Origin of the sequence: Gemmatimonas sp., assembly GCF_031426495.1 — a bacterium.
Lineage (GTDB): Bacteria > Gemmatimonadota > Gemmatimonadetes > Gemmatimonadales > Gemmatimonadaceae > Gemmatimonas.
Window position 1 is genome coordinate 19440 of record NZ_JANPLK010000057.1, and the last position, 18985, is coordinate 38424.

Genomic DNA, 18985 nt, shown 5'->3' on the forward strand with positions numbered 1-18985 from the left:
GACCTCACTCTGGACTGCGATGTTTGGGAAGGTAGCTTCCCGCTTACTTACCCCCGCGATCGGCGGGATTCCTTACCACTGGGAGACAATGCACATGCTACCCTCTGCCGTCCGCGAAGCAGCGGCCACCGCACGTCGAGTCATCGTCGCGCTCGGTCTCGTTGCCGTGAGTCTGGCTCCTCGCGCCGACGTACAGGCACAAGCCACCGGTACGATCGCCGGTACCGTGGTGAACGAAAAGAACGGCTCCCCGCTCAGCGACGCGCAGATTCTGGTGGAAGGCCGTACCGTTGGCACCAGCTCTGATGCCGGCGGCCGCTTTCGTCTGGCCGGGCTGACCGGAGCCGGCCAAGTGCAGCTCACGGTACGGCGCATCGGCTTTCAGCCGCGAACGATTGGCGTGACGATCGGTGATGCAAGCGTCCGGATCGCCATGTCGGAGCGCGCCATGGAGCTCACGTCGGTCGTCGTCACTGGCACCGCCGGTGTCGCGGAGAAGCGGGCGATCGGCAACGCGGTGAGCACCGTGAACGCGGCAGAAATTGTCGCAACCCAGCCGGTGAGTTCGTTGCAGGAACTGCTCAACGGCCGCGCCTCGGGCGTCAGCGTGGTGGCAAGCTCGGGACAGGTCGGCAGCGGCTCACGTATTCGCGTGCGTGGTGCCAGCTCCCTGTCCCTGTCGAACGATCCGCTCATCTACGTCGACGGCGTGCGTGTCGACAACACGCAAGCGTCCGGCCCGGCGAATCAGGGCTTCGGTTCGGCGTCCATCTCTCGCTGGAACGACTTCAACCCGGATGACATTGAGAGCCTCGAAGTCATCAAGGGTCCGGCAGCGGCCACGCTATACGGTACCGAAGCATCCAACGGTGTCATTCAGATCATTACCAAGAAAGGCGCCGCTGGTCGCCCCGTGTGGAGTGTCACCGCGCGTGGTGGCTCCAGCTGGGTGCCCGACTTTCTCACGCGTTTCGACGATAACTACGGCACCGTCCCCCGCGCCGGCAGCACCACGGCGCTGGATACGATCAGTATCTCGACCAAGCAGCTGAACGACTCGCTGCAGCGCAAGTTCGGCAACGACGTGTTCACCAACGGTACGCTGCAAGACATCCAGATGTCCGTGTCCGGTGGAACGAGCGCGGTCCGCTACTACGTTGGCGGCGGCTATGAGGAGAATCAGGGTGCCGAACGCGTGAACCGCCTGCGTCGCACCAACCTCCGCGTGAATCTGCAGGCCAATCCCTCGCCAAAAGTGGATCTCCAGACCTCTCTCGGATACACGACGGGACGCACGTATCTGCCGTACGAGTCGGGTGGCGGTGGCGCGGTGTGGGGCACGGTGTTTTCCTCGCCGACGTTCCTATATGGTGGCGTGAACACGTCGTCGCGGAACCCGAACAATCCGCAACTCGGGTTCCGCTCGGGACCACCGAACGCCTACTACGAAGCGTACGATGTGTTTCAGGATGCCGATCGCTTTACGGGCAGCTTCCAGTTCACCAATCGGCCTACGAACTGGCTGAACCATCGGCTCATCGTAGGATTGGATCGGCTCGCCGAGAACAATGAAGACCGGACCCCACGCAACGACATCATCGGGGCCACGTATGCGTCGTTTGCCGGCAGCGGTCTCCCGACGGCCGGCGCGATTTCCACGTCCACTCGCGACGTGACGCTGACCTCGTACGACTACGTCGCCAATGCGGACTTCAAACTGCTCCCCTCGGTCAAGAGTGTCACGTCCGTCGGCGGGCAGATCTATCTGCGTCAATCACGACTGCGCTCGATCAGCGGCACTACGTTTCCCGCCGTGGGTTTGACCTCCATCGCATCCGCCAGCATTCGCAATGTTGGTGGTGATGAACTGGTGCAGAACAACACGGTGGGTGCATTCGTCCAGCAGCAGTTCGTCTGGAACGATCGGTTGTTCCTCACCGCCGCGATCCGGACCGACGACAACTCGGCGTTCGGCACCAACTTCGACGCGGTGACGTATCCCAAGCTGAGTGCCTCGTGGGTGCTGAGCGACGAGCCGTCGCTGCCGATTCCGGCCTTCTTCAACCAGCTGCGCGTCCGTTCGGCCTACGGCGCCAGTGGCTTGCAGCCCGGGGCGTTCGACGCCATTCGCACGTATTCGGCGTCCGGCGGATTTCTCACCCCGTCATCGGCTGGTAATCCGGATCTCGGACCGGAGCGGAGCAGCGAACTCGAACTCGGTCTCGACGCCGGCATGTGGAACGACCGCGTCGGTCTCGAAGTCACGTATTTCGCCGGCTCCACCAAGGACGCCATTTTGTCCCGTCAGGCGCCGCCCTCCAATGGCTTCCCGGGCCTCCAGTTGTTCAATGCGGGGCAGGTGGACCGCAACGGGTTCGAGTGGCTGCTGCGCGGCACGCCGCTACGGCGCGATAACGTATCGCTCGAATTGACGCTCAGCGGATCGGTGAACAGCTATAACATCGCGTCGCTGGGCGGGACCACGGAGTTCGTATCGCTCAGCAGCAACGTCGCGCACAAGGTCGGTTACGCGCCCGGTGCCTGGTGGGACCGCCGCATCGTCAGTGCCGACTATGACGCGGTCACGAAGCGCGCCACGAATCTGCTGTGCGACAATGGGACCGGGGGCACCGTGGGCTGTGCAACGGCACCACGCGTTTTTCTCGGGAACACGGTGCCGAGACAGGAAGGCTCCTTCTCCGCCGGCCTCACGCTGTTCCGCAATCTCCGCGTGAACGCTTTTGTCGACTGGCGCGGCGGCTACAAGAAGCTCGATGGCAACTACCGCGTCCGCTGTGGCGCGTTCGTACTCTGTCGTGAGCTCTATTACCCCGACGAAGTACAGGACAAGACCCTGCTCGCCGCCGTGCAGGCGGGAACGGCATTTACCCATCATCTCATCTCCGACGCGAGTTTTGCGCGGTTCCGTGAACTCGCGGCCACCTATACGCTGCCGCAGTCGTTGGCCCGGCGCCTCGGAGCCAGCCGTGCCTCGATCACCGTGGCTGGTCGCAATCTCGGCCTGCGGACCAACTTCCCGGGCATCGAACCGGAAGCCTCGTTCAATGGTGGTACGCGTGGCGGTGCATTCGGCCAGTGGGAACAGAGTGTGCTGCCGCAGCTCCGTCAGTTTGTGACCACCGTCAACTTCAACTTCTGACCATCATGCCCAAGACGATGAAGGTTATGACCGCGGTGATCATGCTCGGATTCACCGCCGCCTGCAGCAATTTCGACCGCTTGCTCACGGTACAAACGCCAAGCCGACTGGCTGAGTCATCGTATCTCGTGCCCGGCAATGCCGCGCTCATCTCAGCCAGTGCCGTGTCCGACTATGAATGCGCACTGGGCGGCTACATCGTCGCCAGCGGACTCGGCGCCGGCGAACTCGTGGACGCCACCCAAACCGCCGCCCGCTGGAATTACGACCGACGCAACGTGGAAGCGGTGGACGCGCTCTACTCCTCATCGGGGTGCGAAGGCATCGGCGTGTATACGCCGATCAGCACGGCGCGATACACCAACGACCAAGCCGTAGCCAAGCTCGAAGGATGGAGCGACACCGAAGTCCCCAACCGGCAGCGACTCATCGCGATCAACTCCGCGATGGCCGGCTACAGTGTGCTGTTGCTCGGCGAAGGGTTCTGCGAAGGCGTGATCAACCTCGGGGCGTCCCTCACGCCGGCCCAGCTCTTCGATTCGGCGGAAACGCGATTCACCCGCGCCATTGCCGCCGCCACGACCGCGGGTGATGCGGCCGTGCTCAATCTCGCCTACGTAGGGCGGGCGCGCGCGCGAATCAACAAAGGGGCCAAGGCGGGCGCGGCCGAAGACGCGGCGCGTGTACCGGTGGGCTTCGTCTACAGCGCCACCGCCGATGCAACGATCGGTCGTCGCAACAATCGCATCTTCCAGCAGGTGAACCAGTCGAACAACACGTCGGTGGCGCCGGCGTATCGTACGTTGAATGATCCGCGGGTGTCGGTGACTGATATCAATCGGACCGCGGCCGACCAGGTGAACCGGCTGTGGAATCAGAACAAGTACGCCAGTCTGACGGCGACGTACCCGATTGCCTCGGGTATCGAGGCGCAGCTGATTCTCGCCGAGGCGCGCGGTGGTGCGGAAGGCGTGAACATTCTCAATGTGCTTCGCGCACGGACCGGCGTGGCGATGCCGGCGTTGTCTGCCGCGGAAACGGCCAACTTCGACAGCGCGGTGGCGGAGGAACGTCGCCGCGAGCTGTTCCTGCAGGGGAATCGCTGGTTCGATGCGAAGCGGTTCAACATCGCGCAGGTGCCGGCGGCCGGGGTGCTCTATCCCAAGGGCGGCAGCTACGGCACGCAGCGCTGCTGGCCGCTGCCTGACGTGGAGAAGCTCGCCAACCCGAATTTCGGCCGGTAGGCGGTGAGTAGGGGGCGGGCGCCAGTGGCGGCCCGCCCCGCTATGGCGGGCGCATTCGCCTGCTACGAAAAAACGCGACGAAGGTGTCGCGTTTTTTCCGTTCGGTATGGCCGAGGCGGCGATGTCGAGGCCGCGGTCGAATCCTAACTGCCTCGCGCGCCGTACGTTGGCCCATGCCCACCGACGAAGCGTTACGCGCGCTCGACGCGCTGAACGCGCGCGTGATGCAGTACCCCGCCGCCGCGCGCCTCACGCTGATGTGCCGCATTTTGCTCGCGGTCGCCTTCATTCCCACCGGCAGCGTGAAGCTGATGGGCGAGCGGTTCACCTCACTGGGGGTGAACACCTCCGTGGGGGCGTTCTTCGAAGCCATGTATCAGACCGGCGCCTATTGGCGGTTTCTCGGCCTCTCGCAGGTGGTGGCGGGCCTGCTGCTGCTGATTCCTGCGACCGCGTTCTATGGTGCGGTGCTGTTCCTACCGATTCTCGTGAACGTCGTGGTGATCACGATCGCGATCGAGTTCACAGGGACGCCGGTGATCACGGTGGCGATGCTGCTGGCTAATCTGTGGCTGCTGGCGTGGGACTGGCCCCGGTGGCGCGCGGTGCTGATCACGGACTCGTCGCGGCCCGTCGTGCGCGGGTGGTCGCGCCTGGAGCGGGCTGGGTGGCTGCTGGGCGCGGCGAGTGTGGCGGCGTTCTTCTTCGCGGTGCGCGGCGTGGCACTGCAGGGGACAGCGGGGGTGGTGGTGGGGCTTGGCGTGATCGGCGGGGCGATGGTGGTGACGGCGTGGGTGCGGGCGGCGCGGGGGCGGTAGGGGGACGCAGGGCGAATTAACCACGATGTACTTGACCATAGTTTGGCATGGTTTGCGATAGACAATGAGACTGGCCGAATCTGGCTGCGTGTCCTGGCCAACAGCCGGTGCTCGGTTCACATTGCCCGAGAGTGTCCGGATTGCCCCTGACTCAATCCTAAGAAAATGACCGATCGCCCGCGTTCAGGATGGGAATCCAGCTTTGCTGATTTTCGCGCAGCACCGGCAAAGCAAATTCGCGAGAGCCTCGCGGCATTCGTGATTGATGCGTCCCCGGAGCAGCATCGTGCGTGGGCGGATTCGATCCCGCCGCTTCAGTCTGAGGTTTCCGAAGTACTCATAAGAGATGAGCTCGCTCGCCAATACTCCGCGATATTGGAGTACGAACTGCCGATGGAATCGCGTCGACCCGACGTGGTGTTGCTGGTCGGAGCTGGCGTGATGGTGGTCGAGTTGAAGGGAAAGCTCACGCCAAGTCAGGCTGATCTCGATCAGGCGGCCGCCTATGCGAGAGACCTTCGAAACTATCATCGCGAATGTATTGGGCGGGATGTCACCGCCGTACTCGTGCCGACGCGTGCACGCGGCTATCAACATGAGATTTCCGGCGTTCATGTGACCGGACCGGACGCACTGGACGCCGTGGTGGAAAACCTTACGCGTGCAAAGCGCGAGCCCGTTCTGACTCGTGAAGCGTTTCTTTCAGACGGCGCCTATTGTCCGCTGCCTACGATTGTCGAGGCCGCACGAGAGCTCATGGCTTCTGGTTCGCTTCGCAAGATTGAAAGAGCGCATGCCGCGACGGAACCTGCGATCGACGAGATCAAGCGTATCGTACATCAAGCGGCGCTCACCAAGTCACGCCACCTCATCCTGTTGACTGGCATACCCGGTGCGGGCAAGACACTGGTCGGCTTGCAGACGGTCCATGCGCGGTACCTCGATGACCTCGCGGTGGCGCGAGCCGACGGAAAGCCTACCGCTCCGGCGGTGTACCTGAGCGGCAACGGCCCTCTCGTCGAGGTGCTGCAATACGAGATGCGCGCCGCCGGCGGCGATGGGAAGACGTTTGTTCGCGGTGTGAAGGAGTACGTCAAACGCTACTCCTCGGCACGGTCACCGGTGCCGCCCGAACATGTGCTGGTCTTCGATGAAGCGCAGCGAGCCTACGACGCGGATCAGGTTCGTGCAAAGCATGATCGCGTGGATGCGCGAAGCGAGCCGGAAGAATTCATCGGATTCGCAGACCGCATTCCAGAATGGTGTGTCGTGGTCGGACTCATTGGCAACGGACAGGAGATCCACATCGGCGAAGAGGGCGGACTCGGGCAATGGAAGACGGCGGTAGAGGGGTCTTCCAAGAGCGCCGAATGGACAGTCCACGCTCCAGCCGCGGTGGCCGGACTCTTCAAGGGAGGAGCCGTACCTTTCGAGAACCGGCCTGCTCTCAATCTCGATCGGGAATTGCGTTTCCACTTCGCGGGCGATCTGCACCGTTATGTCGCTCTCTTGCTCGACGGCGCGGCGCCCGTAGATCTTGCGCCGATTGCGCACCAACTCGACGTTGGTGGCTATCACCTGCGCATCACTCGTTCGCTCGACGCTGCGAAGAGCTACCTGCACGAGCGATATGCCGACGACGCACGCGCACGCTTTGGCATGGTCGCATCGTCACGCGACAAAGCGCTCGAGGCGTTCGGCGTCCCCAATGACTTTCAGTCGACCAACAAATTCATGAAGATCGGTCCGTGGTATGGCGACGACGAGTCCGACTATGGAGGACGAAGCTGTCGTCGGCTCGCCTCCTGCGTGACGGAGTTCGGCGCTCAGGGACTCGAGCTCGACGCGGCGTTGCTGGCGTGGGGAACTGACTTCCTTCGATGCGGAGGTGCCTGGTCCAATACGCTGGCACGCAGATACAAGCGCGGAACGAAGATCAAGGATCCGTACCAACTTCGACTCAACGCGTACCGCGTGCTGCTGACACGAGGTCGTGATGGGACGGTTCTCTTCCTGCCGCCGCTGTCGTCTCTCGACGAAACACACGCGTACTTCACCGCGGCGGGGATGAAATCTCTCGACTGACGCCCTACTGCGTCACCCCCATCAAGTACTTCGCATACCACCCCACATACCGGTCGTACCGGTCCTTCACAAAACTTGGCCGCGAGATCCCGTGGAACTGCCCGGGATACACGATCATCTGACTCGGCACACCCAGTGACTTGAGCGCCTGATACATCTGCTCACCGCCGGCGATGGGGACGTTGAAGTCCTTCTCGCCACCGAGGAACATGGTAGGTGTGGTGATGCGGTCGGCGTGCCAGAAGGGATACGACAGCTTCTCCCACAGCTTCGGATTCTTCCACGGCGCGCCGAGTTCGTTCTCATACTGGTAGATGTACTGGTCGCTGCCGTACATCGTGGTCTGCAGCGCGCTGCCGGCGCCGCTGGTGGCGGCTTTGAAGCGGGTGGTCGTCGCGATGGTGTAATCGGTGAGGATGCCACCATAGCTCCAGCCGCCGATCCCCATCCGCGTCGTATCCACCACGCCGGTGGCGATCACGTGATCGACACCGGCCATCAAGTCCTGTACTTCCTTGTTGCCCCAATCAGCGAAGATGGCCTTCTTCCACGCCTGCCCACGTCCCGAGCTACCGCGATAGTTCACCGCCAGCACGAGGTAGCCGTTGGCCGCGAACAGTTCACGCTCGAACGAGAACGCGTGCTGATCCTGTCCGTTCGGGCCGCCGTGAATGCGCAACATGAGCGGATACTTCTTGCTCGCATCAAACCCGGCGGGCTTCACCAGCAACGCGCCTACGGTGAGGCCGTCTTTGTTCTTGAACTGCACGTCTTCGGTGGTGCCCAGCGCAAGCGACGAAAAGATCGAGTCGTTCACATGCGTGAGCGCGCGCAGTGCGCCGTTCTCGAACGCGTACACTTCTCCCGAGCGCGTAGCCGTCGCGGTATTCACCACCACGCGACCGCTACTCGATGCGTCGTACGAGCTGACGGCGCGCCGTCCGTCGAGCACGCGCGTGACGGCGCCCCCACTCACCGGCGCCGTGGCAAGATGCACCGCGCGGTCGTCGCCCAGCAGAAAGCGCAGCAGCTTGCCGTCCGCACTCCACGACAGCGCGCTCACATCGCGATCGAGCGAGGTGGCGATCAGTCGCGCCGTTCCACCCGCACTCGGCACCACGGCAATCGTATTCTGCGTGTACGCCGACAGCTGCGGCTCGCTCCCCTGCAAATAGGCAATGAACTGCCCGTCAGGACTCCACACCGGGCTCGCATCGGGGCCGCTCCACGTCGTGAGCCTGACCGGCGCGGCGCCCGCCGTCGCATCGATCGCGTAGAGATCGGCATTGTTTGTGCGATCGGGATCGGTGCCACTGCGCTCGCTCACGAACGCGAGGCGCTTGCCATCGGGCGACCACCGCACCGACTGATCGTCGAAGTCACCGGTCGTGATTTGCACCGCCTTCTTGGTGGCCACATCCACGATGTACACATGATCGCGCAGACGATCGAGATAGCCCGTGTTGTCGCGCTTGAAGGCATAGCGATCGAGCACGATCGGCTTCGGGTTCTTCGTCTTCAACGAGTCAGGCTTGGCGTCGTCGGGATCAGGGTCGTGCGACACCACCGCCAGGCGGGTGCCGTCGGGTGACCACTCGTACTCGCCCACCCCGCCCTTGAGGTCGGTGAGACGCACCGCATCGCCGCCCGCACGATCGAGCAACCACACCTGTCCGCCCTTCGACTCGTAGCGTCCAGACACGAAGCTCAGATAGCGGTTGTCCGGGCTCCATCGCGGATTGCTTTCGCCTTCCGGAGAACTCGTCATGCGGATGGTGCGGGTGCCCTCGTAGTTCACCATCCAGACATCACTGTCGCTCTTGTCCTTCGCCGAGTCGACGGTGGTGACGGTGTACGCGATCCAGGCGCCATCGGGGGAGATGCGACCAGCCCCGACGTCACGCACGCGATAGATGTCGGCGCTGCGGATCGGGCGAGGGGACTGCGCGGACGCCGTGGTGGCGGCGCTGGCGAGGAGGGCGAGGAGGAAAGGGCGCATCATAAAAGGCTGTGGGCTGTGAGCTGTGAGCTGTGAGCTGTGAGCTGTGGGCTATGGGCTGTGGAGGCTGTGGGCGTGCCCATGGCGCAGAGCCCACAGCCAACAGCCCGCGGCCCACAGCCCAAAGCCCCCTAAGAAACCTTGGCCACCCGGGGTGCATACAGCTCCATGTCCCGCCCCAGCAGCAGCGTCGCCATCACCAGCGTCGCACTGATCCAGAATGGGCTTTGCATGCCGAACGTGTCGAACGCAAACCCGAGCAGAATCGGAAAGCCGACCCGTGTAATCCCGCCGTACGTTTGCTGGACGCCCATGTACAATCCGCGCTCCGAGCCGGCGACGACGCGCGACAGCATGGCCGTCACACACGGGAACGTGAAGGCCGTGCCGAGCGGCAGCATGCCGACGGCCAGCGCCAGCGTGACGTAGTCGCGCGAGAACGAGAGGCCGATCAGTCCGACGGCGAGGAACACCACCCCATATCGGCTCAACCGTGCTTCGCCGAAGTGGTCGACGATCTTGCCCAGGAACAGCGCGCGCACCACGACGCTCAGCACGCCGATGTACATGAAGAAGTAGCCGATCGTATCGGCCGTGACGCCGAAGCGCGCGGCGAGGAAGAGCGCGAGAATGGCGGTCGTTCCCTGAAAGGCGCCGATGGCGATGGCGTAGATCAGCACCAGGCGCGAGGCCGGCTCGCTGGGGTGGGTGATCACGCGCAGCACGGCCTCACGCGACCCTTTGCGGATTGGCTTCGATCCATCGGCGTTAAGGGCCGCCGGCCTTCGGACTTCGGTGAGGTATTTCGACGCGAAGACGATGTTGATGAGGCAGAGTCCTGCTGCCACCAGTCCCGGCGTGTGTGGGCCCCAGTGCTGCACCCAGCTGCCGATCACCGGACCCAGTGCGACACCGGCGTTGGTGGCGGCCGAAAGCCAGCCGAGGCTCTTCGCGCGATCTTCCGGACGGGTGGCATCGGCCACATAGGCCTGAATCACACTCACCGTGCCACCGCCCGCGCCCTGGACGATGCGCGACAGCAGTAGCAGCCACAGCGAGTCGGCGTAGGCGAACACGGCGTACGCCACGGCACTCGAGGCCAGGCCGACGATCAGCGCCGGACGACGACCATGCTTGTCGCTGAAGCGGCCCCACAGCGGCGCGCTGAGCAGCTGCGCGACACTGAACGAACTGACGAGCAGCCCGACGACGAATCCACCGGCCCCCAGATCCTTCGCGTAGAACGGCAACAGCGGCAAAATCATCAACAGGCCGAGCATGTCGATGAACGCCGTGACCATCAACACCGAGAGTTTCCCGAACGCGGCCTGACCGCCGTCGATTGGGTGCTCGTCGGTGTGTGAAGTTGGTGCCGTCACTCGCGTACCATCATGGGAAAGGGCTCTGTTGCCGAAGCGGTGACGCGAGGATCGTCACTCGGTTTTGCCGAGCGCCGCAGGCGCGACACTCCGTCCAACGACGCCCGCCAAGGCGATGATCGTGAGGACGTAGGGAATCATCTCCACGAACTGACTCGGGATCATCTGCGAGCCCTGCAGCTGAATCTGCAGCGTTTCGGCTCCGGCGAACAGGAGACAGGCGACCGCCACACGCACCGGCTCCCAGCGCCCGAAGATCACCGCGGCTAGCGCAATGAAGCCGCGGCCTGCCGTCATGCTGTCGGAAAACTGGTGCTGGTCGAGGGCGAGATAGGCACCGCCGAGACTCGCCAGAGAGCCGGCGATCAGCAGACCCTGCAGTCGCAGCCGGGTAACGGCCACACCCAACGTGGCGGCCGCTTCAGGCTTCTCACCCACGGCGCGCGCGCGCAATCCGAATGGCGTGCGATACAGCACCCACGCCAGCACGGGGAGCGCGGCGAGCCCCATCCATACCACCGGATTTACAAAGCTCGCGAACATGCCACCGGCGCCTTCGCCACCGAAGCCCGGCACGCGCGGCGAATTGCTGGCACTGTCGAAGATGCGGCGCAGATAAAAGCGCGTGGCGGCCACCACCAGCAGGTTGATCGCCACGCCGACCACCACCTGATTGGCCTTGTAGCGCAGCGTGGCGACGGCCAACACCGCCGTCACCATCGCACCGGCTACCAGCGCACCCGCCAAGCCGGCCCACGGATTGCCGCCGTAGTAGCTCCCCAGGGCCGCGCCGAACGCGCCGGCCAGCATCATCCCTTCGAGACCGAGCGCGATGATGCCCACGCGCTCCGACATCACCCCGCCGGCCGCTGCCAGCAGATACGGAATGGCGATGCGGATGGTCTGCAGCAGGAAGGTGAGCAGAATCATGCCACCCCCTTCCGCGCATCGCGGTAGAACGCGGCGGTCACGTTGGCCGCGGCCGCCCGCAGTTGCTTCTGCACTTCCGGCACCGCGGTTGCGACGGCGAGAATCACCACCGCCGTGAGAATATCGGTGAGCTGCTTGGGCACGATGGCGTTCACCGCCAGTCCGCCTTGTGACAACGTGGCGAACAGCAACGCGGCGCCGAGAATGCCGAACGGATGATTACGTCCCACCAGTGCCACCGCGATGCCGAGGAAGCCCGCACCACCGGCGAAGCCTTCTTCGTAGTAGCCCTTGTAGCCGAGCACGAAATTCATGCCACCCAATCCGGCCAGCGCGCCGGACAGGCACATCGTGACCAGCAACACGCGCGGCACGCGCACGCCACCGTACTCGGCGGCATCGGGCTGCAAGCCCACCGCGCGCAGTTCATAGCCGGCCCGCGTGCGGAACAGATACCACCAGCTCGCCACGGCGGCGAGCACCGCAAACACAATCGTGAAGTTCGCCGCACTGCCCCGGAACGCCGCGAAGCTGTCGGCGAATCGCGGCATCATGCCGGCCACGATCGGCGGCGTATGCAACGTTTCCGGCACGTGCAGCTTCGATGACACCATCCAGTTCAGGAACGCCAGCACGATGAAGTTGAGCATGATCGTCACGATCACTTCGCTCGCGCCGAACTTGGCGCGCAACGCGCCGGGTACCGCACCGACACCGGCGCCCACCAGCATGGCAGCCAACAAACAGAGCGGCACGGCCACCAGTGCGGGAGTGCCCGCCGGCAGCAGCATGCCCAGCAGCGCCGCACCGAATCCACCGGCGGCGAGCTGTCCCTCGGCGCCCACGTTGAACAGTCCCGCGCGGCCGGCCAGCGCGAAGGCAAGCCCGGTGCAGGCGAGGGTCGTGGTCTTGTAGAGCACCTGGCCGATGCCGTAGGCGTTGCCCCACGTGCCTTCAACAAGCAGTCGGAACACGGTGCTCGGCGCTTCGCCGAAACTCAGAATGAGCAGGTCGCCCACCACCGCGGCAATCGCCAGTGCCACCAACGGGGGCAGGAAACCACCCGCCAGTCCAATGCCGGCGCGCGCGGGCAACTCCGCCATCGCGCGCACTTCACCGGTGCTCTGCATATCCCGCTGCTGTTCGCGCGGCGGCGTCGCTGGACCGGTGCTCATACCGCCGCTCCCGTCATGTATGGACCCAGCTGCTCGGCCGTGCACTGCGCGGCCGGCAACACGGTCACGAACCGTCCGCCATACATCACCGCAATGCGATCGGACAGCGCGAGTACTTCCGGCAAGTCGGCGCTCACCAGCAAGATGCCCTTGCCGGCATCGCGCGCCGCACGGAGCTGCGCATGAATGAACTCGATGGCGCCGACGTCCACACCACGTGTGGGCTGCGCCGCGAGCAACACGCTGAACTCCCGGCCCATTTCGCGCGCGATCACGATCTTTTGCTGATTGCCGCCCGACAACGCCCGCGCCGGCAACGATGGCATCGCGGGCCGGATGTCGAACCGTTGCACCTGTTCGGCAGCGTTCGTGGCAATCCGCGCCGTGTCGAGCGCGCCGAACGATCCGAAATGATGCTGACGACCGAGAATGAGATTCTCGGCGATGCTATAGTCGAGGATCAGACCGCGCCGATGCCGGTCTTCGGGAATATGCGACAGTCCGAGATCGGCCCGCTCGCGCACCGAGCGTGTGCCGAAATCATGCGACGCAAGCTGCACGCGCCCCGATTGGACGGCGCGCAGTCCGGCGATGGCCTCGAGCAACTCCGTCTGGCCGTTGCCTTCCACGCCAGCAATGCCGAGAATCTCGCCCGGGCGGATTTCGAAACTGAGTTCGTTCACCGCGCGCGTACCGCGGTCCGAGATGACCGACAGGTTCGTCACGCGCAACACCGGCGCGGCCGATGACTCAACGGCGGCCGGTGCAACCCACGAGTCGGCATCGCCCTGCGCGTCGAGATGCAGCTGCACATCGCGGCCCACCATCGCGCGCGCAATGTCGCGTGGCGTCGTGCCTTCGGTCGCGAAGCGTGACATCGTCATACCGCCACGCATCACGGTGATCGTGTCCGACACCGCGATCACTTCGTCCAGCTTGTGCGTGATCAGCACGACCGTACCACCGTCGGCCTTGAGCGCGCGCAGCACGGTCCACAGGTCGCGCACTTCGGGCGGGGAGAGCACCGCCGTGGGTTCGTCGAGAATGAGAATCTTCGCGCCGCGATACAGCGCCTTCAGAATCTCGACGCGCTGCGCTTCGCCGACCGACAGGTCAGCCACCTTCGCTTTCGCATCGACGTGCAGTCCGCACTTCTTGCACAGCGATTCCACCTCGATGACCGCGCGGTGCAGATCCACCTGCATCCCTTTGCGCGGCTCCATGCCCAGAATCACGTTCTCGGCCACGGTGAGCGTCGGCACGAGCATGAAGTGCTGATGCACCATGCCGACGCCGGCGGCGATCGCGTCCTGCGTCTTCCAGCCGGTCACGTCCTTGCCGTTCAGCAGCACCGAGCCGGCATCCGGTGCGTACATGCCGGCCAGTACGCGCATCAGTGTGCTCTTGCCCGCGCCATTCTCGCCGACCAACGCGTGAATCTCGCCCTTGGCGACGTCGAGGCACGCATCACGGTTGGCGACGACGGCACCGAACGTCTTCACGACGCCCGTCATCCGAATGGCCATCGTGTCCGATGCACTCATGGTCATTTCGTGCCCGGTCGCGTGCTTGGCACCGTGATGCGCCCGGCCACGATGTCGGCGGTGAGCGAATCGAGTTTCGCCCGTACAGCGTCGGGAATCAGCATCTTGTTGTTGGCGTCGTACACGTAGCCGACGCCGTTTTCGGCGAGACCGAACTGCTGGATGCCACCCGTGAACGTGCCGTCCTTTACCGCCTTCGCTGCCTGGAAGACGGATTCGTCGATGCCCTTCACCATCGACGTGAGCACGTGGCCGGGCGCTTCGCTGTACTGGTCGGCGTCGACGCCGATGCCGAACTTGCCAGTCGTGCGCGCGGCTTCGAACACGCCGAGTCCGGTGGAGCCCGAGGCGTGGAAGATCACGTTCACGCCCTGGTTGTACATCGCCAGCGCCATCTCCTTGCCGCGTCCCGGATTGCGAAACGCTTCCGGCGTGACGCCGGCGTAGTTCACGATCACGTCGCAGTCGGGGCAGACGTGCCGCACGCCGGCCCGGTAGCCCGCCTCGAACTTGTGAATGAGCGCGATGTCCATACCGCCAACAAAGCCCACCTTCTTGGATTTGCCGACCAGTGCGGCGAGCGCGCCGACCAGAAACGAACCTTGCTCCTCGCGGAACTTGAGCGCCACGAGATTGGGCGGCATGGGCAGCGGGTTGCCCACGCTGTCGGTGGCCACGGCGTAGTCGACGTCGGCGAATTTGACGTTCGGGTACTCCTTCGCCAGCACGTTGATATCGTCGGTGAAGATGAAGCCGACGGCCACCACGAGGTCCATCCCTTCGGCGGCCAGCAGTCGCAGGCCCGCTTCACGATCGGAGCCTTCGCCCGGCTCGATGTAGCGCACGCGCGCGCCCAACGCCTTGGTGGCACGAAGGCCACCGAGGTAGGCACCGTCGTTGAACGACTTATCGCCGCGACCGCCGACGTCGAAGACGATCCCGACATCGAGACCTTCGGAGGTGTCGGCGACCGTCGCCCCGGCGGGGTGGACGGTCAGGAGGGCGACGTGGGCGAGGAGGAGCGCCCCGATGAGGTAAAGAGTCCGGCGCATGGTGCGGAAGCTTCGCCGGATGGAACCGCTGCGGGAAGGGGCAAACGGGCCAAACGGTGTGAACGGCGCATGGCGTTATCGCGTGGCCGGTGCCGCCCGCCAGAGGCCATTCAACATGTCGCTGGCAAAGAGGCCGCTCGGTGACCAGTGGACGCCCCACACGTAGACGGGCGCGCCTCCGGTGCCGACGTATGAGGCCCGCTCGCGCGACATTTTTGCCAGATCGCACCGTCCGTCGGTGGTCTTCTGCGCGACCGTGCAGGTCGCGAGGTCGCCCCGCACGTCGAGCACCCGCACGCCACCATTGTAGAAGGCGGCATAGGCGAAGCCCTGCGCTTCGTCCACCGAGAAGTTGTGCGTTCCGGCGCCGGGCACGGAATACACGGCTACCTCGACCGGCGCCGCGAGATTGCTGATGTCCACCACGTGCACGTCGCCCACGCTCGAGGAGCCGATCGCCCCGGGGCCTTCCTGACCTACCAGCAGATACTTCTTCGTCTGCGAGACGGGATCGTGCACCCACCACGCGTTGTGCGCTTGACCGCCCACCGTGCGGGCCCGGCCCAGCAATCGCGGGGCGGACACGGTGCCCCCCTGCGCTCCGATATCCCAGATCCCTACACCGTCATTCCATTCGGCCGTGAAGAGCAGTCCTTCGCGCACGAAGACGTCGTGCACGAAGGGGTTACCCATGGCCTGTGACCAGACGGTGCGCGGCGCTGACGGCGTGCTGAGGTCGAGCACCACCAGCCGCGACGACACGCCATTCGACTGGTTAACCGCGCAAAACGCGTACAGCACGCCGTTCACGCGCGCCAGTTCGGCCGTGTGCACGCCGTACTGCAACTCGCCTCCGGTGGTGCGCGTGATCAGCTGTGGCGCCCGCGGATTCGCCATCGAATAAATCGCCACGCCCCCGTTGGGATTCGCTTCGATGGCCACCAGCATGATGCTGCCGTCGTCGCTCACCTGCACGTCACCGGTGGTGGTGGCATTGGCCACAAATACGTTGTCCAGCAACTGCGGCTGATCAGCGCTCACGTCCCAGATCTTGACGGCATTGCCGCGAGAACCGGCGCGGGTGCCCCACGTGGTGGTGTACGCCGTGGTGCCACGCACCCAGACCTCGGCCGTGTAGCGCTCTGGTACGGCACCTTGTCCGAGATGGGTGAGCAGCCCCGGTAGCGGTGGCGGCGGCACGGTCGTGGTGGTATCGGCGGGCTTGGTGACCTGCGTGGGCGCGCTCTCGCCGCCACCGCACGCGGACAGGGCGATGACCGCCAGTACCGCCGTGACAGTCGTGCTGAGCCGGCGCACGAAACGAATTCGAGTCATTGAGGCGGGTGGCTGAGGGAGGAACCTCTCGAAGACATACCCGCCCGCACCGCTGCCGGCAACACGTAGCGCCCCATCCGACGGCGCATGGTCCCCGCATGGACCCGTGCCCCGATCGAGAGCGACCACTGCGTCTCCGATCCGTAGAACTCCGCCGGCACGAACACGGCGGGTGTGCGCTGCGCGCGGGCAGTGGCGCGCGCCACCTCCAGAAAGGGTGTGACGTGCGTGCCGCGCAATCGAGGAAGACTCGTCGCCGGCGCAGCCAGCTGTACCGTGCCGATCGACCAGCGGGTGATGCCGACCAGCTGAAAGTCGACGTGTCCGTTGGGAGTGCGAAACAGATCGAGCAGGCGTTCGCTCTCCGGACGGTCGGTGCGTTCGGCCCGCCCCGACAGTGCCCAGCCGCGATGCACAATGCTCGATTCCAGCAGCGTGCTGGCGAAGCGAAACACGCGCTGCGTGCCGAGCGACTCGTCGGTGCGCGCGATCTCGAGGAGCGCGTAGCGGTTGGCGGGCACGTCGTATCGCAGCGAGGCGCTGAGCTGCCGGTGATCGAAGGCGCCACCCTGCGTGAGGCCGGGGCTCCGCACGAATGCCGAGCTGACCTGGGCCTCGAGCGAGCGCCGTGGCGACACGGTCAGGCGCGTGCTGCGCGAATCGCCCACGCGTGACCACTGGGGGCCGGTGAACGGGCCGACCGGCTCGTCGCCGTTGAACCAACTCTGCTCGAGGGTGATCGCGCGATCGCCGCGGGCGAACTGCAGCGCGCCCATGACGAGCACGCGTTCGATGATCTGGGCGTGATGATGATTCACCGGATACTTCACGAACGGCCGCATCATCGGGTCGTCGGTGCCGTACGGTGTGAAGCCTTTGCCGCCGGCCAGCGTAGCGCGAAGGCCGCCGCGCGCGGGCGTGGCCACGGCCAGCATGGCTTCGTGCACCAACGTGTGTGGATGGCGACGGTCGGCGTAGCCCTCGCCGTACATGCCGGCATTGAGCTCACCGCGGCGGAGGGTGTACCCCTCGAAGTTCAGGGTGCCGGTGAAGCGCAGCGCGCCCCACGCGGCGTCACCCATGAGGTTGGGCTGCGTGAGGTAGCCCTCGGTGTAGCGACGGCCGAGCAGGGCCGGATTGGCCGTGGTGAGCAGTCCCGTGGCCATCGCGCCAAGGTGATACCGGGCCGAGTCGGCGGCGGGATCGTGCGGCATATGCTGAGCCCTGCCGACCGCGGGGAGGAGCGCGGCGAGCAGGGCGGTAATACGAGACAGCGTGCGCACAGTCAATGAAGCGGTCGGCATACCGAAGTCTGTCCCCGCTCTACCGGATCGCGCGAGCCTACCGCGCGATCCGTCTGTGATCTGCGAGCCTACGCCTGCTTACGGCGACGAGCCACACCGGCCATCACCAGTCCGCCGGCCGCCATCAGCGCGAACGTGCTCGGCTCCGGCACGCTGGTGCTCGGCATCGCGTTCGCGCTAAACGTGAAGTCGTCGAGGGCGAAGTTGAATCCCTGCGAGCCGTTGCCGCCAATGGTGACGCTGGCGATGTCCTGGTTCTCGCTGGAGAAGCCGAAGAACTGCAGGCCGTTCTCGTTGTTGATGCCGAGCTGGCTGCTGGTCGAGCCATTCCGGAAGGCGATGATCACGTCGAATTGGCTACCCATCAGGTAGTTCGTGAGGAATCCGAAGCCCTGCACGGCGCCGTCGAAGGTCGCCGTGAGCGGTCCGACCGTGCCGTAGTTGTTGAACATTCCGACAAGGAACCCACCGTCGAAGCCGCCGCCGGCATCGATCAGCAACGGGCCGCTCGACACGGAGTAGGTCACGCCGGCCTTGATGGCACCGGGGAGCACCTGATTCCACGATCCGACGTTGTACGAACTCAGCGAGTTCAACGTCGAACCGAGCGGGAAGGCGGCGTTACCGAGGAAGTTCTCCGTGGTCACAGCGCCGACGGCATTCACGAACGCCGTGCGGTCGGACCAGGTGGTGATCTGCGCCTGCGCGCGGGTGGCCACGGTAGACAGCGCGGCGAGCAGCGCGAACGGGACGGCAAGGGCGCGGGTGGAGCGGATCACGAAGCCTCTGAGGCGATGGGGTGCGATTGAGCGACACCCACCGGTAGGGCAAAATCGTAGCCAGAATGGCTGAGTTTGGCTGGATTTCATTAACCGTCTGTCATTTAACGGCTTATGCCACATTCCTGAAAATTGTGACCTTATTCCGCGCGAGTTATGTGTGGCATGGGGTGCATGACCT

General features: G+C 64.7%; 13 protein-coding genes. 4 read left to right on the forward strand and 9 right to left on the reverse strand.

What is annotated here, in order from left to right:
* The first annotated feature begins 94 nt into the window (after nt 1-94).
* The 4 genes from RMP10_RS14545 to RMP10_RS14560 all read left to right on the forward strand — a co-directional run bounded on the left by RMP10_RS14545 (nt 95) and on the right by RMP10_RS14560 (nt 7307).
* Nucleotides 95-3160: a SusC/RagA family TonB-linked outer membrane protein gene (locus tag RMP10_RS14545; RefSeq protein ID WP_310570930.1), complete on the forward strand. Its 3066-nt coding sequence runs from the start codon at nt 95-97 to the stop codon at nt 3158-3160.
* Between the two features lie 5 nt (nt 3161-3165).
* Entirely contained in the window at nt 3166-4404 is a 1239-nt protein-coding gene (locus tag RMP10_RS14550; RefSeq protein ID WP_310570931.1) for a RagB/SusD family nutrient uptake outer membrane protein, read from the forward strand.
* A 173-nt stretch (nt 4405-4577) separates the two neighbouring features.
* Nucleotides 4578-5222, forward strand: coding sequence for a hypothetical protein (locus tag RMP10_RS14555; protein ID WP_310570932.1), 645 nt, complete (start codon nt 4578-4580; stop codon nt 5220-5222).
* 165 nt (nt 5223-5387) lie between these two features.
* On the forward strand, nt 5388-7307 hold the full coding sequence (locus tag RMP10_RS14560; protein WP_310570933.1) for a DNA/RNA helicase domain-containing protein: 1920 nt from the start codon (nt 5388-5390) through the stop codon (nt 7305-7307).
* 4 nt (nt 7308-7311) lie between these two features.
* Here RMP10_RS14560 and RMP10_RS14565 read toward each other — a convergent pair whose 3' ends face one another.
* From RMP10_RS14565 to RMP10_RS14605, 9 genes are all read right to left on the reverse strand, one after another.
* Nucleotides 7312-9309, reverse strand: coding sequence for a S9 family peptidase (locus RMP10_RS14565; RefSeq protein WP_310570934.1), 1998 nt, complete (start codon nt 9307-9309; stop codon nt 7312-7314).
* A 128-nt stretch (nt 9310-9437) separates the two neighbouring features.
* Nucleotides 9438-10685: an MFS transporter gene (locus RMP10_RS14570; protein ID WP_310570935.1), complete on the reverse strand. Its 1248-nt coding sequence runs from the start codon at nt 10683-10685 to the stop codon at nt 9438-9440.
* A gap of 54 nt (nt 10686-10739) precedes the next feature.
* A complete protein-coding gene (locus RMP10_RS14575; protein WP_310570936.1) occupies nt 10740-11615 on the reverse strand; it encodes an ABC transporter permease in 876 nt (291 codons plus the stop codon).
* On the reverse strand, nt 11612-12790 hold the full coding sequence (locus RMP10_RS14580) for an ABC transporter permease (RefSeq protein ID WP_310570937.1): 1179 nt from the start codon (nt 12788-12790) through the stop codon (nt 11612-11614). The genes RMP10_RS14575 and RMP10_RS14580 overlap by 4 nt, the downstream gene beginning before the upstream one ends.
* Nucleotides 12787-14334, reverse strand: a complete 1548-nt coding sequence (locus RMP10_RS14585; RefSeq protein ID WP_310570938.1) for an ABC transporter ATP-binding protein — start codon at nt 14332-14334, stop codon at nt 12787-12789. Before RMP10_RS14585 ends, RMP10_RS14580 begins: the two co-directional genes overlap by 4 nt.
* A 2-nt stretch (nt 14335-14336) precedes the next feature.
* A complete protein-coding gene (locus RMP10_RS14590; protein ID WP_310570939.1) occupies nt 14337-15386 on the reverse strand; it encodes a BMP family ABC transporter substrate-binding protein in 1050 nt (349 codons plus the stop codon).
* Between the two features lie 75 nt (nt 15387-15461).
* Nucleotides 15462-16721 (reverse strand): hypothetical protein, encoded by a 1260-nt coding sequence (locus tag RMP10_RS14595; RefSeq protein WP_310570940.1) that lies wholly within the window; start codon nt 16719-16721, stop codon nt 15462-15464.
* On the reverse strand, nt 16718-18025 hold the full coding sequence (locus RMP10_RS14600; RefSeq protein ID WP_310570941.1) for a hypothetical protein: 1308 nt from the start codon (nt 18023-18025) through the stop codon (nt 16718-16720). The genes RMP10_RS14595 and RMP10_RS14600 overlap by 4 nt, the downstream gene beginning before the upstream one ends.
* Before the next feature lie 68 nt (nt 18026-18093).
* Nucleotides 18094-18804, reverse strand: coding sequence for a PEP-CTERM sorting domain-containing protein (locus RMP10_RS14605; protein WP_310570942.1), 711 nt, complete (start codon nt 18802-18804; stop codon nt 18094-18096).
* Nucleotides 18805-18985 lie beyond the last annotated feature (181 nt).

Excerpts from the sequence above, each read along its gene's own strand:
- RMP10_RS14600 (WP_310570941.1), bottom strand. The coding sequence starts at position 18,025 with ATGCCGACCGCTTCATTGACTGTGCGCACGCTGTCTCGTATTACCGCC.
- RMP10_RS14580 (WP_310570937.1), bottom strand. The coding sequence starts at position 12,790 with ATGAGCACCGGTCCAGCGACGCCGCCGCGCGAACAGCAGCGGGATATG.
- RMP10_RS14550 (WP_310570931.1), top strand. The coding sequence starts at position 3,166 with ATGCCCAAGACGATGAAGGTTATGACCGCGGTGATCATGCTCGGATTC.
- RMP10_RS14590 (WP_310570939.1), bottom strand. The coding sequence starts at position 15,386 with ATGCGCCGGACTCTTTACCTCATCGGGGCGCTCCTCCTCGCCCACGTC.
- RMP10_RS14545 (WP_310570930.1), top strand. The coding sequence starts at position 95 with ATGCTACCCTCTGCCGTCCGCGAAGCAGCGGCCACCGCACGTCGAGTC.
- RMP10_RS14585 (WP_310570938.1), bottom strand. The coding sequence starts at position 14,334 with ATGAGTGCATCGGACACGATGGCCATTCGGATGACGGGCGTCGTGAAG.
- RMP10_RS14560 (WP_310570933.1), top strand. The coding sequence starts at position 5,388 with ATGACCGATCGCCCGCGTTCAGGATGGGAATCCAGCTTTGCTGATTTT.
- RMP10_RS14565 (WP_310570934.1), bottom strand. The coding sequence starts at position 9,309 with ATGATGCGCCCTTTCCTCCTCGCCCTCCTCGCCAGCGCCGCCACCACG.
- RMP10_RS14555 (WP_310570932.1), top strand. The coding sequence starts at position 4,578 with ATGCCCACCGACGAAGCGTTACGCGCGCTCGACGCGCTGAACGCGCGC.
- RMP10_RS14595 (WP_310570940.1), bottom strand. The coding sequence starts at position 16,721 with ATGACTCGAATTCGTTTCGTGCGCCGGCTCAGCACGACTGTCACGGCG.
- RMP10_RS14575 (WP_310570936.1), bottom strand. The coding sequence starts at position 11,615 with ATGATTCTGCTCACCTTCCTGCTGCAGACCATCCGCATCGCCATTCCG.